The sequence below is a fragment of the Fusicatenibacter saccharivorans genome (genome assembly GCF_027667425.1).
GTDB classification, from domain to species: Bacteria; Bacillota; Clostridia; order Lachnospirales; family Lachnospiraceae; genus Fusicatenibacter; species Fusicatenibacter saccharivorans.
In genome coordinates this window covers 100161-117995 of sequence record NZ_JAQEGR010000012.1, presented here as the reverse complement: position 1 = coordinate 117995, position 17835 = coordinate 100161, and the positions used below count along the sequence as shown (strand labels likewise).

The following is a 17835-nucleotide window of genomic DNA, read 5'->3' as shown; positions in this document are numbered from 1 at the left end:
CGTGATCTCCTTAGAACATTGCGTTTTCTTTGCTGACTTTACGTACGATTCCGTTTGCGGTAAGGACAATGATAAATCCGATGATGGACTGATAGAAGCCGGCTGCTGCAGACATTCCGACATTTCCGGATTTCATCAGGCCGCGGTATACGTAGGTATCAATAACATTGGTTGCCGAGTACAGAAGTCCTGAATCACGTGGTACCTGATAGAACAGACCGAAATCGGAATAGAAGATACGGCCGACACTCATCAATGTCAGGGTGATTACGGTTGGTTTCAGGAATGGAAGCGTAATGTTTTTGATCTGCTGCCATTTGGTTGCGCCATCCAGAGAAGCTGCCTCATACAGAGACGGATCAATGCCATTGATGGTAGATATGTATATCAGACATCCATATCCTACACCCTTCCAGGTATTTACAAAAATCAGAATGAACGGCCAGTATTTCGGTTCTGCATACCAGTTCACAGCATCTTTTCCAAGTGCACTTAAAATCGAATTGTTTACAATACCTGTACTCTGACTTAAAAATGCATATACAATGTAGCCAAGAATAACAGCCGACATCAGATATGGAAACAAGATTGCACTCTGATAAATTTTCTTTAATTTTTTATTAAACGTATCGCAGATAAAGATTGCAAAAATAATTCCGACTACCGTGTTCAGAACAATAAACGCCAGATTGTAAAGTAACGTATTTCTTGTAATAGTCCATGCATCCGATGATGCAAACAGAAATTCAAAGTTCGCCAGTCCGCAGAACGGGCTCTTCCAGATTCCCAAACGGGCATTGTACTTCTTAAATGCTACGATAATGCCTGCCATCGGAATATAATTGTTAATGAGCAGATAGATCGCGCCTGGAAGGAACATCAGATACAGCGGAAGGTATCGTTTGAATTTTGCTGCTTTGCTGTGGCTGCTCCCGGATGATGCATGGGCTTTTTTTAAAGATGCCATGTTTTTCCTCCTCGTTTCCTCTTTGTTTTCTCGTTTTTTTGTCGTTGCAAGTATGTTCGAACAAAATTGCTTTGACTATCAACTGTTGTTATTATATAATTTTAATAAACTTTTTAGCAATTCACATTGCTTAGGTTTTATTGCACTTTTCTTAGAATCTATGTGCAAATTATATATAATTACGGAGGCATCCTTCTTGAATTCATCAAAACATCGTACTTTTTCACTAAACTTCAATTTTTTTGACCACACTATGCACAAACACAAAATATATTCCCTAAAGAAAAAAGCATTTTGGTATTGGATGCGTATTTTAATAATGTTCAGTATTTTATTGCTGTTTTTAATTTTTTATATTTCCAAACAGCTTCAGCATGAAACCTACCAGGGAATTCATCAGACAATGGATCTTTATGTCCAGCAGTTAAATAAGAGTATGGAAACTGCTGAAAACTGTCTCTGGGAATTCGCTAATAACAATACTGATGTTGTCGATACGATCACTTCCAAAAACAACCCAAACGCAGTGATTTCCCAGATTAAAGCCTCCAGGCTTTTGGATAATACTTTAAGTTACATGACAGACATTGACGGTATGTTTGTTTATGGAAAAGCAAACGACCATTTTGTCTGCCGCTATAAAAATGGGGGCTCCAATGACTGTAGTTCCTACATGAAAAAGCTTTTACGTCAGTCGGGAGAGGACGCCTCCGCTCTCAACTTCAAGAGTTGGTATTATATAGAGCTGGAACGCCATACCTATCTGATCCGAATTATCAATGATCTCCATGGCTATCTTGGTGCCTGGATCCGTCTGGATGAACTGAATGCTCCATTTGATGATTCAAATACCATTTTTCTGTTTGCTGATGAAAATGGTATTCCATACGACAACGAAAGCTGGTCCGATTTTAAACTGTCTACCGACTTTTCTACCCAGAAACCTCATCGGATCCGCGGAAAGGACGGTATACAATATTTACAGGTCGCTGAAAAGCTTCCTTCTTCTACCTGCTCCTTAAATGCACTCATCCCCTCCGAAGAAGTCAACACTCCTATTTACAATATGCTCAAGCTTCTGCTCGGGGGTGCTCTGCTGATTTTCGTGGTTTCTCTTTTATGGACCGTTTCCTATGAACACCTGATTTCAAAGCCTCTTGATCTGATCCGGAAAATGGCATCACAGGTCAAAGAGGAACAACAGGTGCCGCACCCGGATCTTTCCAATGAGCGGTGTGAGGAGGTTCTGGAAATCGGTGAAACACTGAATAAGCTGATGAATCGAATTGAGAAGTTAAAAATCAATGTTTATGAGGATAAATTAAATCTGAAGGCACTGGAGATTCAGTATCTGAAATCCCAGGTAGCGCCGCACTCTCTGATCAACTGTCTCTCCGCAATCGCATCAATGCCATTCACGGAAGAAGGAAGGCGGCTCACAAATGAATTCGTCCGCACACTTTCGAATCATTTGCGGTACACCCTGCAGGATAAGACAGCCGTTCCTTTGAAAGAAGAACTGAAATACGTAGAAAATTTTCTGGAGATGACAGAACTGCGGTTTCCAGGCTGTCTGAACTGGGAAATCCATGTGGATGAGAAATGCAGGAATGCTTCTGTTTTTCCGATCATTCTGCTGATGTTTACAGAAAATACCATCAAGCACAACATGATCATGGGCGAAGAGCTCCGTGTCCGTATCACCGGCAGCCTTGTGGAGCGCAATGGTGAAAAATATGTGGTTCTCACTCATCTCGACTCCGGCAGTGGTTATTTTGAAGAGGATCTGGAATACCTGAACCGGCCAGTTTCCCAGCAGGTTCATGACTTTGATGGAAAAAAAATCGGAACCTACAATCTGCTCAAACGGCTTTATCTTGTTTATGGAGAAAAATCCCATGCGCATTTTTCCAACGAACCCGGATGGGGTGCAAGATCAGAGGTTACGATTCCATACATTCCATACCGGGAGGATGGCAATCCGCCGGAAAACAAAATTGAAACATCGGAACCTCTTTTTTCACATGCTTCCGACACACCTCAGGTCCCCGGCAAAAGAAACGAGAGCTAAAGCTTGTTTGAAAAAGGCTTTCGGCTTGCTTTTTGTAACGATTCAAATCCATGCGAAACGGAAGAAAGGAACAGGGCTTTTACAATGAACATTTTAGTAGTGGATGATGAATATTATATTGTGAAAAACATTATCGAAACGACAGACTGGTCGGCGCTCGGGATTGAGCAGGCGTTTCCTGCCTACAGTGCCAGCCAGGCAAAACGAATTTTTGAGGGTTCCCAGGATATTGATATTCTTTTGACTGACATCGAAATGCCGCGCGAAACCGGTCTGCAGTTAGTGGAATGGCTGCATGAGAACAATTTTCATCCCATCGTACTCGTTCTGACCGGCCATCAGCGATTTGATTATGCGCAGGAAGCGCTGAATTTACATATTTTCTCCTACCTGTTAAAACCAATCGACCCGGATCAGCTTATGGAAAAGCTGGCGGCGGCTGTGCAGGAGGTGAAAAAAAATGCATGGTATGAGAAAGAGCGGCTGAATATGGAAGAGCACCTCTCCACCGATGCCTCGGACCCGATCAGCGTCATCAAGGACTATATCCGTTCGCATCTTTCCGATCCTGAACTGGGCCGCACCTCCATCGCCGAGAAAATCCACATGAACCCGGACTACCTGTCCCACATTTTCAGTACGAAAACAGGAGCGTCGCTCAGTAGCTACATCATGGACGAACGTATGACAACCGCAAAACGTCTGCTTGCCACCACCAGCTTCTCCCCCCAGCAAATCTGTGACCAGATCGGAATCGCAAACGTTTCCTACTTTTACCGGCAGTTCAAGAAAAGCAGTGGAGTGACACCGCAGCAGTATCGGGAGAAGCATTTTCATGGATAATCACGAGCCCTGGAGCGTGCCTGGAAAAGGTCTCCAGCGCACAAAAAAACAGAGTGTATTGGAATTCTTCGTTTCCATACACTCTGTCTCATTTCTTACCCACAAAAATCCGCCAGATCCTCTTTCAGATAGTTCTGCGTCTTCTCCAGATCTTTCTCCCGGATACTCTGCATAATATCGTTATGATGCGCAATGTCCAGTGCCGGGTTTACGTTGGACCAGGTCTGCCAGTAAAACTGGGCGTAAGCGCGTTTTAAGACGTTCATGGTGCGTTCAAGCTCCTGATATGCGTAAGCGTTGCCGGAGAAGGAAATCAGCTTCAGATGGAATGCTGTATTTGCCTCCCAGTGATCCCATACGCTGTCGGTGCTCTGTTTGCATCTCTCATCAATCTCGGCAAGCTCCGCCAGATTTTCTTCGGTGATATGTCCGATCGACTGACGAAGATATCCGCCCTCGAGAACAAGGCGGAAATCCAGAATATTCTGTGCCTCTTCGCGGGACACGCTGACAACCTGGTAGCCGAAGCGCGGGAAGCTGCGGAGGATTCCCTCATTGCAGAGCGTCACAAGGGCTTCACGGATCGGTGTCTTGCTGCAGCCGAATTTCTGTACCAGCTCCTGCTCGTTGATAATTTGATTGGGTTTATATTCATCGGTAAAAATGCCGTTCAAAATGGCCTGATATACCATATTTTTAAGGCTTTCCTGTTGTTTTTTCATAAGGGGAAACTCCTTATCTTTTATTTTCTTCACTTTTGCGCATCCTGATTTTTTTCTTCTCCAAATGCGCCCTGTTTTTTATCTTAACAAATTTTTTTTTGCTTGTAAATGCCGTGCTCCCAGATTTTTACCGGTAAAAAAAAAGGAAAATGATGTTTTCACCATTTTCCCTCTTCTGTTCCCTCATTGGACGTTATCGCTTATTCTGTCTGCCGTCAGATTACATACTCATTCGACTTCTGCATCTGCCATTCCACCAGATCTGCCAGCGTAATATTGTCCACCACACTGTTGATGGCATCGTTCAGTTTTTTCCAGAGCATCACCGTAACGCACTGATCTTCCCTGCCGCAGTCGGCGCCGTCTTCTACACAGTCCACCGGCGCAAGGCTGCCCTCGGTCAGACGCAGGATCATGCCCACGGTATATTCTTCCGGCTTTCGTTTCAGGGAATAACCGCCCGCCGGGCCGCGCACACTTTTTACGAAACCAGCTTTATTCAAAATCGAGATGATCTGTTCCAGATATTTTTCCGAAATCTCCTGCCGCTTTGCCACATCTTTCAAACGCACCGGTTCGCCGGTATTGTTGAGTGCCAGATCCAGCATCAGACGAAGCGCATACCGTCCTCTTGTCGAAACTTTCATTTTATTTCCTCCGAATATATGTCATGATAAAAATACCTTCTTTTATTTTATTCCATATTCTCTACATATTCAATAGGAAATATAACACAAACCCAAAGCATGTCCGAAAAATGCAATGACTTTTTATCCGCTTTCCATGCTTACTTATCATCTCAAATCCTGCGCAATCTCTTCTCCCATCTTCTCTACCGCATCCACAATCTCCCGGATCTGCTCTCCGGTAATTTCATCGATATGCACGCCACCGGTGCAGACGGTCACGGTACGGCAGGCACAACAGATTTTTTCCGCCAGCATCCGGCACAGTACCTCATCTTTATGTCCGGTGCGGTTCCACACCGAGGAAGTCGCACTCCAGCTCCCGTCTCCGGTCAGCGATTCTCGTGGTACGGCCTGCACCACACAGCCGATATGCGGCTTTTCTCCTCCGGCGAGACAGATCTGAAAGTCCTCACCGAGCTTCATTACCGTCACTTCCATCGTGCATCCTGCGGCTGTTGCCTTTTTTGTCAGCATTCTTTCCATCTCCGGTACTCCTTTACTTCCACGCCGAACGGCGAAAGCAGTTTGGCCGCAAGATGTGTCACCATATCGTCGATGGACTCCGGTTTCTGATAAAAGGTCATCATCGGCGGAACAATCCATACATTTGACAATCTCGACAGTTCGTACAGATTCCGCAGATGAATTTCACTCATCGGTGTCTCCCGTGCTGCCAGTACAAGCGGGCGTTTCTCCTTGATCGTCACATCCGCCGCACGCAGCAGCAGATTGTCGGTGTATCCGCTTACAATTCCTGCCGCTGTTTTCATGCTGCACGGCACAATCACCATGCCTTCTGTCCGGTACGACCCGCTCGCCGGGCCTGCACCGATGTTGTCCTGCTCGAGCACTTCATCTGCCAGCGCTTCCACCTGCGAAACACTCCAGTCTGTCTCCTGTTCCAGCGTCAGCTTTGCACTGCGGCTCATCACCAGAAGGGAACGGTATTCCTCACTATCCCGCAGAATTTCAAGGCACTTCATCAGCAGCGGCATTCCACTCGCCCCGGAAGCGCCAACTACAATCCGTTTTTCCACAGCCATCCGTCTCGTTCCTTCCTTTTATCCACAGATTCCATCGATCCATGCGAATAACTCGTCGAGATCGTAGTCGCCCGCATGCGGTGTATTCCATGGGGAATGATAATCAACCTCACAGCCCGCCTCGCGCAGTTTTGCCGTCAGCATTGCCGAAATCACCAGAGAGGTGTCGCGGTCGCACTCGCCGTGGCGGATGCGGAAATGGTGTGCCTTTTGCGCCATTTCATCCATGACATATTCCATTGGATTCAGCATTTTCACGATCTTTTTTTCTGCGCGCTCACCCTGCACTTTGGTGTTGGCCGCACTGTATTCCGTGAAATGACGGCAGTTCGTCATCTCATTTCCAAACAGATCATTCTCCGGGCTTTCCAGATCCAGCGCATCGAAGGCCGGTGCGGTTTTCATGCGGGTGATGTCTTTGACATACGCCGCAAAATCCATGCTCTGCACTTTGCCGTTTTCGATGGTCAGCCACGTTTTATCCGCTAAATTCACGCCGCCGTCAAGCGCTCTCTGTGCGGATTCCATCACAATGTGTTTGACATACTCTTTCAAAGAACCTTCGCCGTCCGCATCGAGCGTCAGCGGAGCTCCGTTTTCGTCTTTTAATCCAAGGCTGTTCACATACGCCGGAAACAGGGCTTTTTCCTCAACAGATACGCGAATCTGCTCTTCCGTCATCTCGCCGTCCACCGGTGTGAAAACCGGGCGGCCGCCCTCGTCCATTTTCATGTTGGCGCGGTGGAAATCGTTCACACCGCAGAACTCCCACTCATACGCCATGTCCGCGTGCTCCAGATTGATGATCGGGCAGTAACAGGAGGCCGCAAACACATCATCCCCAGCATCCGCTGCGCCGAGCGCCTGCAGATACGGCTCGTAGTCAGGGTGGTTTCCCGTGCTTCCCATCAGGGATGACAGTGCGCCGCCGGCACTCGTTCCGTTGGTGATGATTTTATTTTCATCGCCAGGCAGCTCATCCGCCAAAAAGTGAAGATACCGCACAGCCGCTTTATAATCCACTACGCACGCAGGTGCTTTTCCATTATAATGACCGTCCTCACCCTTCTGCACTCTGCCGCGGATCGCTGGAGATGCTACGACATAGCCGTGCTGTAAGGCGCGGAAAATCGTATTCGGTTTTCCCTGTAAAAACGGATTCGCTCCCGGCTCGTCCGCCGGACCCGGCATATAGCCGCCAACAGTATTCGGCATGAAAACCGGCGCGCTCAGTAAATCGTAACCGTTGATGGACGTTCCCTCATAATAACTCTCCGGCACAAAGAGATTCATTTTCTGAAACTCCACATTGACCGGTTTTTCCACATAAACCAGGTCACGGAACGCCCGAAACCGGACCGTCTCCCCACACAGTGTTACTTCTTCTATGGTATAATGATTTTTCTCAAATTTCAGCATACCAGGCTACTCTCCTTTTTTGACAAAATATACTTTTTAGAACACAATATAACATTTTTTTGCAAAACATGCTTTTATTCCTCGTCCAGCCAGTGTTTCGGATCAACTTCCAGAAACCTCGCCCGCACAAATCTTTTCTTCTGATCATACGGCACGGTACAGTCAAAAATTGTCTTGCATGCAATTCCGTGATCGCGGATCGATGGCGAACACGTCGGATCGTTTGACGGATCGAGCGGATGACACCGGACACCTGGGATCGTGATGATATCCGCATCGCCCTGGAACCGTGTGTTCATTGCCCAAAGAACATCGTTCATATCGAAGCAGTCCACGTCCTCATCCACGAGAAATACATGTTTCAGTTCACTGAATGCAGAAAAAGCCAGCAGCGCCGCCTGACGCTGTCTTCCCTCATCACTTGGACCAAGCTTTTTAAACTGAAGAACAGCCATATATTTTCCGCCGCCCGCAGAACCACAGTACACATTCTGGAGTCGTCCCGGCATTGCTTTTTCTACCATGCCGTAGATACTTGCTTCCGTCGGAATGCCCGCCATGGAAACATGTTCCTCGCTTGGTCCGATGCAGGTCTGCATGATCGGATTTCGCCGGTGTGTTACCGCTTTTACTTTAATCAGGCGGCACTGATCGCTCGCCGGCCCGGTATAACCCGGAAATTCCGGCATGGCGTAACCGGTGTGGCTGTTCTGATCTTCCTGCACACGCACGCCCGGGATAACCTCGCCCTCGATCACATACTCTGCATTCGCAATTGCCATCTCATTTACCGAAACGCAATGGCACAGTTCCACCGGCTCTTTCCGCAGCGCACCTGCAACCGAAAGCTCATCGTAACCAAGCGGTGTTGTCGGCGGCTCAAAGCAGGAACCGATCTCAATCGCAGGATCGACGCCGATGCTGATGGAAATCGGCAGTTTCTGGCCAAGCTCCTCCGCACGGTCTGCCATCGCGCCGATATGGCGTGCACCCGGCGTGAAGAAAATCGAAAGTTCGTCTTTTCCCTGAATACAGAGACGGTGAATCGTCACATCGTGCAGCCCGGTATCCGGGTGGGAAGCGTAACATATGCCAAGCGTGATGTACGGGCCTGCGTCATCCGGCGTGTTGGTCGGTGCCGGGACGAGGCGGTTCAGATCAAAATCGGGATCCGTCGCCAGATGCACAACCTCCTGACACGGCGGCGCACCCTGAAATTCCACCGGTGCAACCGGCTTTTCCACGCTGTGATACAGCATTTTCCCAAGATTCTCCGGCTCACAGTCCAGAAGTGCAGCCACACGCTTCCGGCTCGCCAAGACACCGATCGCAACACTTGCGTCCGGGTGGCCTTTGATATTGCGGAAAATCATTGCCGGTCCTTCTTTCGTCGGACGTTTTACCGTTCCGCCCGCGCCGACATAGCGGTAAACTCCGGCAAGCTCCGCCATCGGATCAACTGCAACATCCGTCTCGGCAAGCTGTCCCGGCATATTTTTCAATCGTTCCAGCGCACTGCGCAGATCTCTTACTTTTTCAGCCATAATCATTCTCCTTATTCCCCAAATCAAAACTGTCTCATAGAATGTTCTTTTTTGTACTCCATTCAGCCAGCAAATCCATCGGATCCTCTCCATCCACTTTCCCTGCTGCATGTTTTATCCTTTTTTATTTTAAAAAAAAACCTTTGTGGAATCAATTCGATCTGTGGTACAATTGTTTCCAGAATGGAATGAATGAAATAGAATGATTTTCAAAAGGAGGTTCTCTCTTATGACCATGGAACAGATCGACTTTTTTCTGATGACCGTCCGATGCGACACTTTTTTAGAAGCTGCAGAAAATCTTCATATCGCACAGTCCACGCTCTCGAAGCAGATCCAGAAGCTGGAATCCGAACTGAATCTCACCCTCTTCGACCGCACCCGCCGCCAGGCGGTTCTGACTCCGGCAGGCGAGCTGTTCTGCCAGGAAGCCTCAGAGCTCTCCCGCCAGTATCATCAGATGCTGCAGAAAATGCGCCACTTTAAAGAGTCGGAATGCCAGCCGCTCCGCGTCGGCTCTCTTCCGTTTCTGACGCAGTATCATCTCACCTCCCGCATCCGCGCTTTCGCACATACGCATCCGGAGGTTGAACTGATGCTGGAAGAGTGTGAAGAAAACGAGCTGATGGACGGTCTGCAGTCCGGTCGTTTTGATCTTGTCATTGCACGGGATTCCATGATCTCACCGCAGAAATATCACTTTGTACCTCTCGCAAAGGATCGTCTCTGTGTGATGCTCCCCATCGATCATCCGCTTGCAGAAAAATCTTCCCTGACAATCGCTGACATTGCCAGAGAACCTCTGATTCTTATGCATCCCTATACCTCGATTTATCAGCTCTGTATGCAACTATTTGAAAAGGCAGACCAAAAACCGCACATCCTGCGCACTGCCCGCCTGGAATCCATAATAAGCTCCGTGGAAGTCGGCGAAGCCTTAAGCCTGTTTGCCGGGAGTAACTTTGCATTGTTCCACCACCCAAACGTCACCGCCGTTCCTCTGCGCGACGCACCGCCTCTTGTGATCGGTGCCGCGTATCCGCTCAAAATGAAAGCATCAAAAAAGCCGGGAAATATCTCTGCACAGACGCTGAAATCATTTGTCTTTTTTATTCAAAATCCCGTATAAAAACACGCTTCTGGTGCTTTCAAACATGCCAGCGGCGTAACGCTGACGCAGCATGAGACAGACCTATGGTTAATAGCAGGCAAAAACAAAAATAGCTGGTAAAATGTCTGACGATCGCCGGAACCGATATTTACCATCCGATCCAGGACGATCTGACCGGTGCGGAAATCGCGTTTGGCGGTGATATGATTCGTTCTCTGAAAAACGACAACTATCTTGTTATGGAAACCGAGGCACAGGGATTTCCAGGATGGACGCCATACAAGGGCCAGCTCCGCCAGCAGGCTTACAGCCATCTTGCCTCCGGTGCAAACAGCGTCATGTACTGGCACTGGCATTCGATTCATAATACGCTCTGGCATCATAATTTCCCATGCGGTTTATCTAAGTCCAAAAAAGAAGCATGTTTGTTTTTTTCCAACACGCTTCTTTTTTTTGTATGCTTTTTTATATTCTCTTTTGCTTTGTATCCTTTTTACTGAACTGCCTCAAATGCCTCATCCAGATCCTCGATGATATCGTCGATGTTCTCGGTACCGATGGAAAGACGGATGGTGTTTGGTTTGATTCCCTGATCCAGCAGTTCTTCCTCGGTGCACTGGCTGTGTGTAGTGGTTGCCGGATGGATCACCAGAGATTTTACGTCGGCAACGTTAGCCAGCAGGGAGAACAGCTCCAGATTGTCGATGAAATCTTTTGCTTTCTGTGCATCACCTTTGATTTCAAAGGTGAAGATGGAACCGCCGCCGTTCGGGAAGTATTTTGCGTACAGTGCCTGCTGCTTTGGATCTTCGGATACAGACGGATGATGTACTTTTTCTACCTGTGGCTGGCTCTCCAGATATTTTACAACCTTCAGCGCGTTCTCTACATGACGCTCTACACGGAGAGACAGTGTCTCAAGTCCCTGCAGAAGCAGGAAAGAGTTGAACGGAGAAAGAGTTGCTCCTGTATCACGCAGAAGGATCGCACGTACTTTTGTAACGAATGCAGCAGGTCCAACTGCTTTTGTAAAGCTGATGCCGTGGTAGCTCGGGTTTGGCTCGGTCAGGGATGCGAATTTGCCGGATCCTTCCCAGTCGAATTTACCGCTGTCTACGATCACACCGCCAAGGGTAGTTCCGTGACCGCCGATAAATTTGGTTGCGGAATGTACAACGATATCTGCGCCGTACTCGATCGGGCGAACCAGATACGGAGTTGCGAAGGTGTTGTCTACAACCAGCGGGATTTTATTCTCATGTGCGATTTTTGCGAGTGCTTCGATATCTACCACATCGGAGTTCGGGTTTCCAAGCGTCTCGATGTAGATTGCTTTTGTGTTCTCCTGAACGGCTGCGCGAACCTCATCCAGATCGAATACATCAACAAATGTGGTGCTGATGCCGTACTGTGGAAGGGTGTGTGCCAGAAGGTTGTAGGAACCACCGTAAATGTTCTTTGCAGATACGATATGGTCGCCTTTCTGTGCCAGGTTGATGATGGTGTAGTTGATAGCTGCTGCTCCGGAAGCTACTGCAAGTGCCGCAACGCCGCCCTCCAGTGCTGCCATTCTCTGCTCGAAAACGTCCTCGGTCGGGTTGGTCAGACGGCCGTAGATGTTTCCTGCATCCTGGAGTCCGAATCTTGCTGCTGCGTGATCGGAGTTGTTGAATACAAAAGAAGAGGTCTGATAGATCGGCACTGCTCTTGCTCCGGTTGCCGGATCCGGATTTTCCTGTCCTACGTGAAGCTGTAAGGTTTCAAATTTAAGATTTCTTTCTGCTCTTGTTTTTTTGCTCATGATTGTATTCTCCTGTTCTGTTTTTCGTTTTTCTATTTCTTTTCATGTTCGATTTTCTATTATTTATCGGAACCGGTTGCCATCTTGTTTTGTCCATGCTGCAATGCGGCTCCGTTTTCTTTCGGTTTTATCTGCTTACACTGCAACACATGACATCATAGATCACAATTCGATTCTCTGCGAAAACTGCTCTCATTCACTTCGCTTCCTCTCGTTTTGGTGATATTTCCTATCTGTTTACAAGGATTATTATAGCGACAGTCTTCTGCTTTGTCCAATATAGAAAATTGATGGCTGGTTATAGGGTTTTCCTATAGCTATTCTTTATCGCCAATATTTTTTCTTCTGAAATTTCTATATCCAATCATGCTACATAAAACAAGATAACAAACGCCATTCATCTCCACAAGATGGGACTCGCAGCTTGCGAAAAGCCTTTTTCAAACACACTCCAGAGAGTCAAAGCGGATATTCGCAATCCGCTTCGCTACTTGCTCATAACCGAATAGCTGCTTCGCAGCTTATCAGGAGTGGCTTGTACCACTCCTGATACAAGCAAGTCCCCACCCACTGCTTATTGCTTTTCGCAATGGAAGCAGGGGACTTACTTGATTCGGTTAAAGTCTTCTTGTTTCTCCTTTTTTACAGCACAAGCTCCTTATATTTCCGAATTTCTTCCAAATACTGCTGTCCCAGTGCGCTGATCGACATACCCTTCCTGGAAATATAACCGATCATCATGTTTTCCTCCGCGTGAAGCGGCACAGCGCGGTAGTCACTGCCGTTTAATTCCTCACAGATAATGCCGGAGCAAAGCGTATAACCATTCAGTCCGACCATCAGATTCAGCATGGTCGCACGGTCATTTGCCTTAATGATTCTCTTATATTCATACGTCGAAAGCACTTCCTCTGCCAGGAAGAACGAATTGTTGCTTCCCTGATCAAATGACAGGCATGGATATTCCTTCAGCTCCTCCATGGTGATCTCCGCCTGATCCGCAAGCGGATGATCTTTCCATAGATAGACGTACGTTCCGCAGGAAAACAGGTCGTGAAACTCGAGGTTATTATCCTTCAGCAGCTTGTTCAGCACCTTCGCATTAAAGTCATTCCGATACAAAATCCCAAGCTCACTCTTGAAGTTTTTTACATCCATCAGCACATCGTACGTTCTCGTCTCATAAACCGCAAACTCGTACTCATCCATACCAAACTGCTTCACCAGCTCCACAAACGCCTTTACGGCAAAACTGTAATGCTGCATCGACACGCTGAATTTTTTCTTTCCCTTGGTGCGATAAATATAGCGGTTCTCGAGAAGCTGATACTGGTCTGTGACCTGACGTGCGTAACCCAGAAACTCCTCGCCCTCCGGGGTCAGTACTGTTCCGTGGCTGCTGCGCTTGAACAGCTCAATTCCAATCTCTTTTTCCAGCTCCTTGATTGCTCCGGAGAGACTCGGCTGTGAAATATAGAGTGCCTTTGCCGCCTCATTCATGGATCTGGAATCTGCGGCCCGAATTACGTAGCGAAGCTGTTGTAATGTCATAAGTAAAGTTCCCTTTCTGGTATAAATTAATATGCGAAACTGCCATTCGCGGTGGAGAGAAAATGCCGCGGATGGCAGTGTTCGCTGATATCTATTATTTTAAAATCTGAAGCTGTTCCCTTTTATTTGGCAAATAGGGCTGTGGAATAGTATCTGTCTCCGTTATCCGGCAGGAGCACAACGATGGTTTTGCCTTTATTTTCCTCTCGTTTTGCGAGCTGGATCGCCGCATACAGAGCTGCTCCGGAGGAAATTCCTGCGAGAATCGCTTCCTCGGCTGCCAGATATCTTCCGGTCTCGAAAGCGTCCTCATTTTCTACTTTGATGATTTCATCGTAAATGCTGGTGTTCAGGGTATCCGGCACAAAGCCTGCGCCAATTCCCTGGATTTTGTGCGGTCCGGAAACGCCGTCGGACAGTACCGGGGAGGATGCCGGTTCTACTGCTACGATTTTTACTTCCGGTTTTTTCTCTTTTAAATATTCACCCGTTCCGGTGATGGTTCCGCCGGTGCCGACACCTGCAACAAAGATATCAACCTCTCCGTCGGTGTCTTCCCAGATCTCCGGTCCTGTTGTCTTTTTGTGGGTTGCCGGGTTTGCCGGGTTCACAAACTGGCCTGCGATAAAGCTGTTCGGAATCTCTTTGGCAAGCTCATCGGCTTTCTCGATTGCACCCTTCATTCCCTTCGTTCCATCGGTCAGAACAACTTCTGCGCCGTATGCTTTTACAATATTGCGGCGCTCCACACTCATTGTCTCCGGCATGGTAAGGATCATGCGATAGCCTTTTACGGTTGCTGCCGCTGCCAGTCCGATTCCAGTGTTTCCGGAGGTCGGCTCAATGATAACCGAGCCTTCTTTTAAGAGACCTTTTGCCTCAGCGTCCTCGATCATCGCTTTTGCAATACGGTCTTTTACGCTACCTGCCGGGTTAAAGGATTCTACCTTTGCGATCAGTTTCGCCTGCAGTCCTTCTTTTTCTTCAATTCTTTTCAACTCTACCAGCGGTGTCTTTCCCACAAGATCCAGAATGCTGTCATATACCTTTGCCATCGTTGATTTCCTCCTTACTTTTGCGCTCTTTTCTCTATTTCCTTATTTCCTATTGAGTTTGTATGTTTTAAGTTGGTTCCATCTTATTCCAATTGGATGGAAATGTCAACACATTTCACTGGTATGATTAGAAAAGATCCTTACACTCCCTTTGCCAGGGCAATACTGACCGCCATTCCGACAAGAGAAGAGAACAAGGCGCCCGCCAATGTGTACCGTGTTTTTTTGATCTGCACCGCGCCAAAATAGACTGCCATGGTATAAAAAACCGTCTCCGTGCACGACATCATAATCGATGCCGCCCGTCCGGCAAAGGAGTCACAGCCCGCCTCTTTGTAGAGATCCAGCAGAAGACCCACCGCCGCGCTGTTGGAAAAGAGACGCACAACACCGAGCGGTACCAGCGCAGACGGGATTCCCGCCGGTTCCAGCACGGTTCCAAGCAGTTTTCCAAATTCCTCCAGAAATCCCGATGACCGCAGCACGCCGACCGCCGCCATCAGCCCGATTAAGGTCGGCACAATTCCGATCACCGTCCGCATGCCGTCCTTCGCCCCGTTCAGAAAATCGCCGAACACATCCTGTTTCATCAAAAGCCCCAGTCCGACCACATAAAAAATCAGCACGGGAACCATCAGATCTGAAAGCGCCGAAAGAAAACGCAAAAAATCCCCTCCCCAGAAAAATCCTATCAGATACACTCCGATACAATTTATTCCGCGGGCGGGGATTTATGTAACTTTATTTCACTTTAATCTGAAACAGACGCGCCATATACGTCTCCGGGAAGTGAATCTGCAGCGTCTTGCTGTAGTCATCGTAATGGAACACATCGCCGCAGGCCTTCGGGTAAATGCAGCTTACTTCCAGCTCTTTTCCCGGGAATGCACGGTCAAGCGGAACCTCAAAACCGGCCTCTCCGCCGCGTCTCCACACACCAAGATAAATTACATCTCCCGGCACACGGATTCCGGCTGCGAGGTGTTTTTCTTCATTGTCTGCCCATCCCATCGGCCAGAACGGAACGCCGTCCTTGATGCCGCTGCGGATCTCTTTGTAGCAGTCAATTCCCTCTTTTACAAGTTCAAACCGCTCCGGCGAAATTTCTGCGAGATGGCCGCTTTGGTGAATACGAAGCAGCAGCGCATTGACCATATTGAAAATAACTTCCTCTTTTGTGCCGTCCCGCAGCGGATATGACCAGATCGCCGCCTGCTCCGGCGTCACGCCGATGGCTGCATTCGCCGAAATCGTCGCATAATTGCGGTAATCCTCCTGATCGCTCGTCGACTGAATGCTGTTTCGCGCCAGCATCGCATAGTCCATCCGAAGACCGCCGCTCGAGCAGTTCTCAATGACAAGATCCGGATACTTTTTGTAGATGCCATCCAGCCATGCCAGATACGCCCTCTCATGCTCCAGAAGACCGTCTCCAAAACTGTCTGCATCCACTTCCGTACCAATACCAGGCTCAATATTGTAGTCCATCTTGATATAGCCGACACCGTAGTCCCGTACCACACGGTCGATGACTTCGGTCACATGCTCAATCACAAGCGGATGACGGAAATCCAGCTGATAACGGCTTCTGTCATACACACGCTTGCCGTGGCGCAGGAAGAAGCACTCATCCGGCAGAATGGAAGCCTTCTTACAGTTGATACCCATAACCTCCAGCTCCAGCCAGACACCAGGAATCATGCCCTTCGAACGAATATAATCCGTCACCTCACGCACTCCATTCGGAAAGCGCTTTTTACTCTCCTGCCACTCACCAACACTGTCCCACCAGTTGCCGTCCGCATACCAGCCGGCATCAATGACAAAATACTCACATCCGGCCTTCTCTGCCGCATCCACCAGCGGGAACTCTTTTTCTGTGGTCGGATCTCCAAACAGACAATTCATATAATCATTGAAAATAACCGGCAGATTTTCATTATCTTTGTTCGGACGGCGGATCTTTCTGCGGTACTTCGTCAAAGTACCAATCGCTTCCTCGAAATCATCATGACCTACGCCGACAGCCACCGGAACCGTTGTAAAGGAATCTCCCGGCTTCAGGTTCTTCGACCAGTGTGACTGAATCTCTGTCGGACCGCTCACCGCCAGATAAAAATGGCAGTTCTGATCTCCGATCTCATAATGCCAGGAACCACTGTGGTCAATCTCAAAAAACAGACTCGAATCTGCCGCACTGTTTCCAATATATCCCATCGGCACATATTCCTTCGCCGACCAGTTGCCCGTATTCGTAATCTCAATCGTCTTCGAAGTTCTCTGATAATTATGCGGCTGCGTCTGCGCCATGCCAAGATCTGCAAACCGGTACTTCTTCACCGTCAGCTCCTTCTGCCATCCATTGTGAACCACAACCATCGACATCTTGTCATCCGAGCTGACAAGCTCTGGAATTCCCTCTTTCTGTTCCTTCTCAATACCCCAGTAACTAAAACTCGAAATGTACTCCAGTGTCTGGTCTTCCTTTCCTTCGTTCGTCACTGTATTGTACATTCTCGCAACCGGAATCCCATCAAAAAACTGCATCACAGACTCCACCTTCGCGCCCGTCACATCATCCGACTGCACAATCCGAAGCAGATCCCCGTTCTCATTTCTCTCCTCCGAAATCGAATCAAACTTCAGCATAAAGCCCGGAGCCGTCACAATATACTTATTTCCATGCTTCTCATACGGCCGGTTATACCCCGAAAAATTCACCTGCACCAGCTGGAAGCTCTCCTTAATCTGAGCTTCCCGCATTCCTTCCATCATCCACACTCCATCCGGCTTCCGGCAAAGATTCTCCGCGTCAAACGGTGCATGTGAAAAATGAAACAGCTTCAGCTGATTCTCTTCCGTCACCCCAAACACAATATGAATTCCATTCACATCATAACAAATCAGCTCTGCCTTGATCGGGGTCTCAATCCTGCTCGTCCATTTCTGCATCTTAAAAACCCTCCTTTGGAAATTTTTCTCATATTTCCAGCATATAACTTGTCCCCTTTAAAGTCCA

General features: G+C 48.0%; 16 protein-coding genes and 1 pseudogene. 5 read left to right on the top strand and 12 right to left on the bottom strand.

The window, feature by feature from the left end; genetic code table 11:
• Window positions 1-10 precede the first annotated feature (10 nt).
• Window positions 11-967, bottom strand: a complete 957-nt coding sequence (locus PGS38_RS12375) for an ABC transporter permease (RefSeq protein ID WP_055267163.1) — start codon at window positions 965-967, stop codon at window positions 11-13.
• Between the two features lie 403 nt (window positions 968-1370).
• Here PGS38_RS12375 and PGS38_RS12370 point away from each other — a divergent pair, with 403 nt between their 5' ends.
• Window positions 1371-3038 carry a sensor histidine kinase gene (locus tag PGS38_RS12370; RefSeq protein ID WP_270476335.1) on the top strand — a complete coding sequence of 556 codons (1668 nt, stop codon included), beginning with the start codon at window positions 1371-1373 and terminating at the stop codon, window positions 3036-3038.
• A gap of 84 nt (window positions 3039-3122) precedes the next feature.
• Complete coding sequence (locus tag PGS38_RS12365; protein WP_055226214.1) at window positions 3123-3881, top strand: response regulator transcription factor; 759 nt, start codon at window positions 3123-3125, stop codon at window positions 3879-3881.
• Window positions 3882-3976: 95 nt separating this feature from the next.
• On the opposite strand, the gene PGS38_RS12360 is transcribed toward PGS38_RS12365, so the two are convergent.
• From PGS38_RS12360 to PGS38_RS12335, 6 genes are all read right to left on the bottom strand, one after another.
• The gene (locus tag PGS38_RS12360) at window positions 3977-4603 is read right to left on the bottom strand and encodes a GntR family transcriptional regulator (protein WP_055226212.1); all 627 of its coding nucleotides are present in this window, start codon (window positions 4601-4603) and stop codon (window positions 3977-3979) included.
• 215 nt (window positions 4604-4818) lie between these two features.
• Window positions 4819-5250: an RrF2 family transcriptional regulator gene (locus PGS38_RS12355; RefSeq protein WP_055226207.1), complete on the bottom strand. Its 432-nt coding sequence runs from the start codon at window positions 5248-5250 to the stop codon at window positions 4819-4821.
• A 147-nt stretch (window positions 5251-5397) separates the two neighbouring features.
• Window positions 5398-5766 carry a prenylated flavin chaperone LpdD gene (lpdD, locus tag PGS38_RS12350; protein WP_243038225.1) on the bottom strand — a complete coding sequence of 123 codons (369 nt, stop codon included), beginning with the start codon at window positions 5764-5766 and terminating at the stop codon, window positions 5398-5400.
• Window positions 5760-6335 (bottom strand): UbiX family flavin prenyltransferase, encoded by a 576-nt coding sequence (locus PGS38_RS12345; protein ID WP_118640861.1) that lies wholly within the window; start codon window positions 6333-6335, stop codon window positions 5760-5762. Before PGS38_RS12345 ends, lpdD begins: the two co-directional genes overlap by 7 nt.
• Window positions 6336-6353: 18 nt before the next feature.
• Window positions 6354-7754, bottom strand: a complete 1401-nt coding sequence (locus tag PGS38_RS12340; RefSeq protein WP_118640859.1) for a subtype B tannase — start codon at window positions 7752-7754, stop codon at window positions 6354-6356.
• Window positions 7755-7828: 74 nt separating this feature from the next.
• On the bottom strand, window positions 7829-9298 hold the full coding sequence (locus PGS38_RS12335) for a UbiD family decarboxylase (protein ID WP_118640857.1): 1470 nt from the start codon (window positions 9296-9298) through the stop codon (window positions 7829-7831).
• Window positions 9299-9527: 229 nt separating this feature from the next.
• Between PGS38_RS12335 and PGS38_RS12330 the strand changes: the two genes are divergently transcribed.
• Entirely contained in the window at window positions 9528-10427 is a 900-nt protein-coding gene (locus PGS38_RS12330; RefSeq protein WP_158581791.1) for a LysR family transcriptional regulator, read from the top strand.
• 101 nt (window positions 10428-10528) lie between these two features.
• Window positions 10529-10783, top strand: a pseudogene (locus PGS38_RS17695) (beta-galactosidase); the annotation flags it as partial.
• A gap of 119 nt (window positions 10784-10902) precedes the next feature.
• Here PGS38_RS17695 and PGS38_RS12320 read toward each other — a convergent pair.
• A complete protein-coding gene (locus PGS38_RS12320) occupies window positions 10903-12210 on the bottom strand; it encodes an O-acetylhomoserine aminocarboxypropyltransferase/cysteine synthase family protein (protein WP_118640853.1) in 1308 nt (435 codons plus the stop codon).
• Between the two features lie 399 nt (window positions 12211-12609).
• Here PGS38_RS12320 and PGS38_RS17825 point away from each other — a divergent pair, with 399 nt between their 5' ends.
• Complete coding sequence (locus PGS38_RS17825) at window positions 12610-12711, top strand: DUF6783 domain-containing protein (protein WP_416388354.1); 102 nt, start codon at window positions 12610-12612, stop codon at window positions 12709-12711.
• A 141-nt stretch (window positions 12712-12852) separates the two neighbouring features.
• Here PGS38_RS17825 and PGS38_RS12315 read toward each other — a convergent pair whose 3' ends face one another.
• From PGS38_RS12315 to PGS38_RS12300, 4 genes are all read right to left on the bottom strand, one after another.
• Window positions 12853-13761 (bottom strand): LysR family transcriptional regulator, encoded by a 909-nt coding sequence (locus tag PGS38_RS12315; RefSeq protein WP_117804465.1) that lies wholly within the window; start codon window positions 13759-13761, stop codon window positions 12853-12855.
• Window positions 13762-13883: 122 nt separating this feature from the next.
• The gene (gene cysK / locus PGS38_RS12310) at window positions 13884-14816 is read right to left on the bottom strand and encodes a cysteine synthase A (RefSeq protein WP_117804466.1); all 933 of its coding nucleotides are present in this window, start codon (window positions 14814-14816) and stop codon (window positions 13884-13886) included.
• A 140-nt stretch (window positions 14817-14956) separates the two neighbouring features.
• Window positions 14957-15481, bottom strand: a complete 525-nt coding sequence (locus PGS38_RS12305) for a spore maturation protein (RefSeq protein WP_117801829.1) — start codon at window positions 15479-15481, stop codon at window positions 14957-14959.
• Between the two features lie 76 nt (window positions 15482-15557).
• Entirely contained in the window at window positions 15558-17768 is a 2211-nt protein-coding gene (locus tag PGS38_RS12300; protein WP_118697268.1) for a glycoside hydrolase family 36 protein, read from the bottom strand.
• Between the last annotated feature and the right edge of the window lie 67 nt (window positions 17769-17835).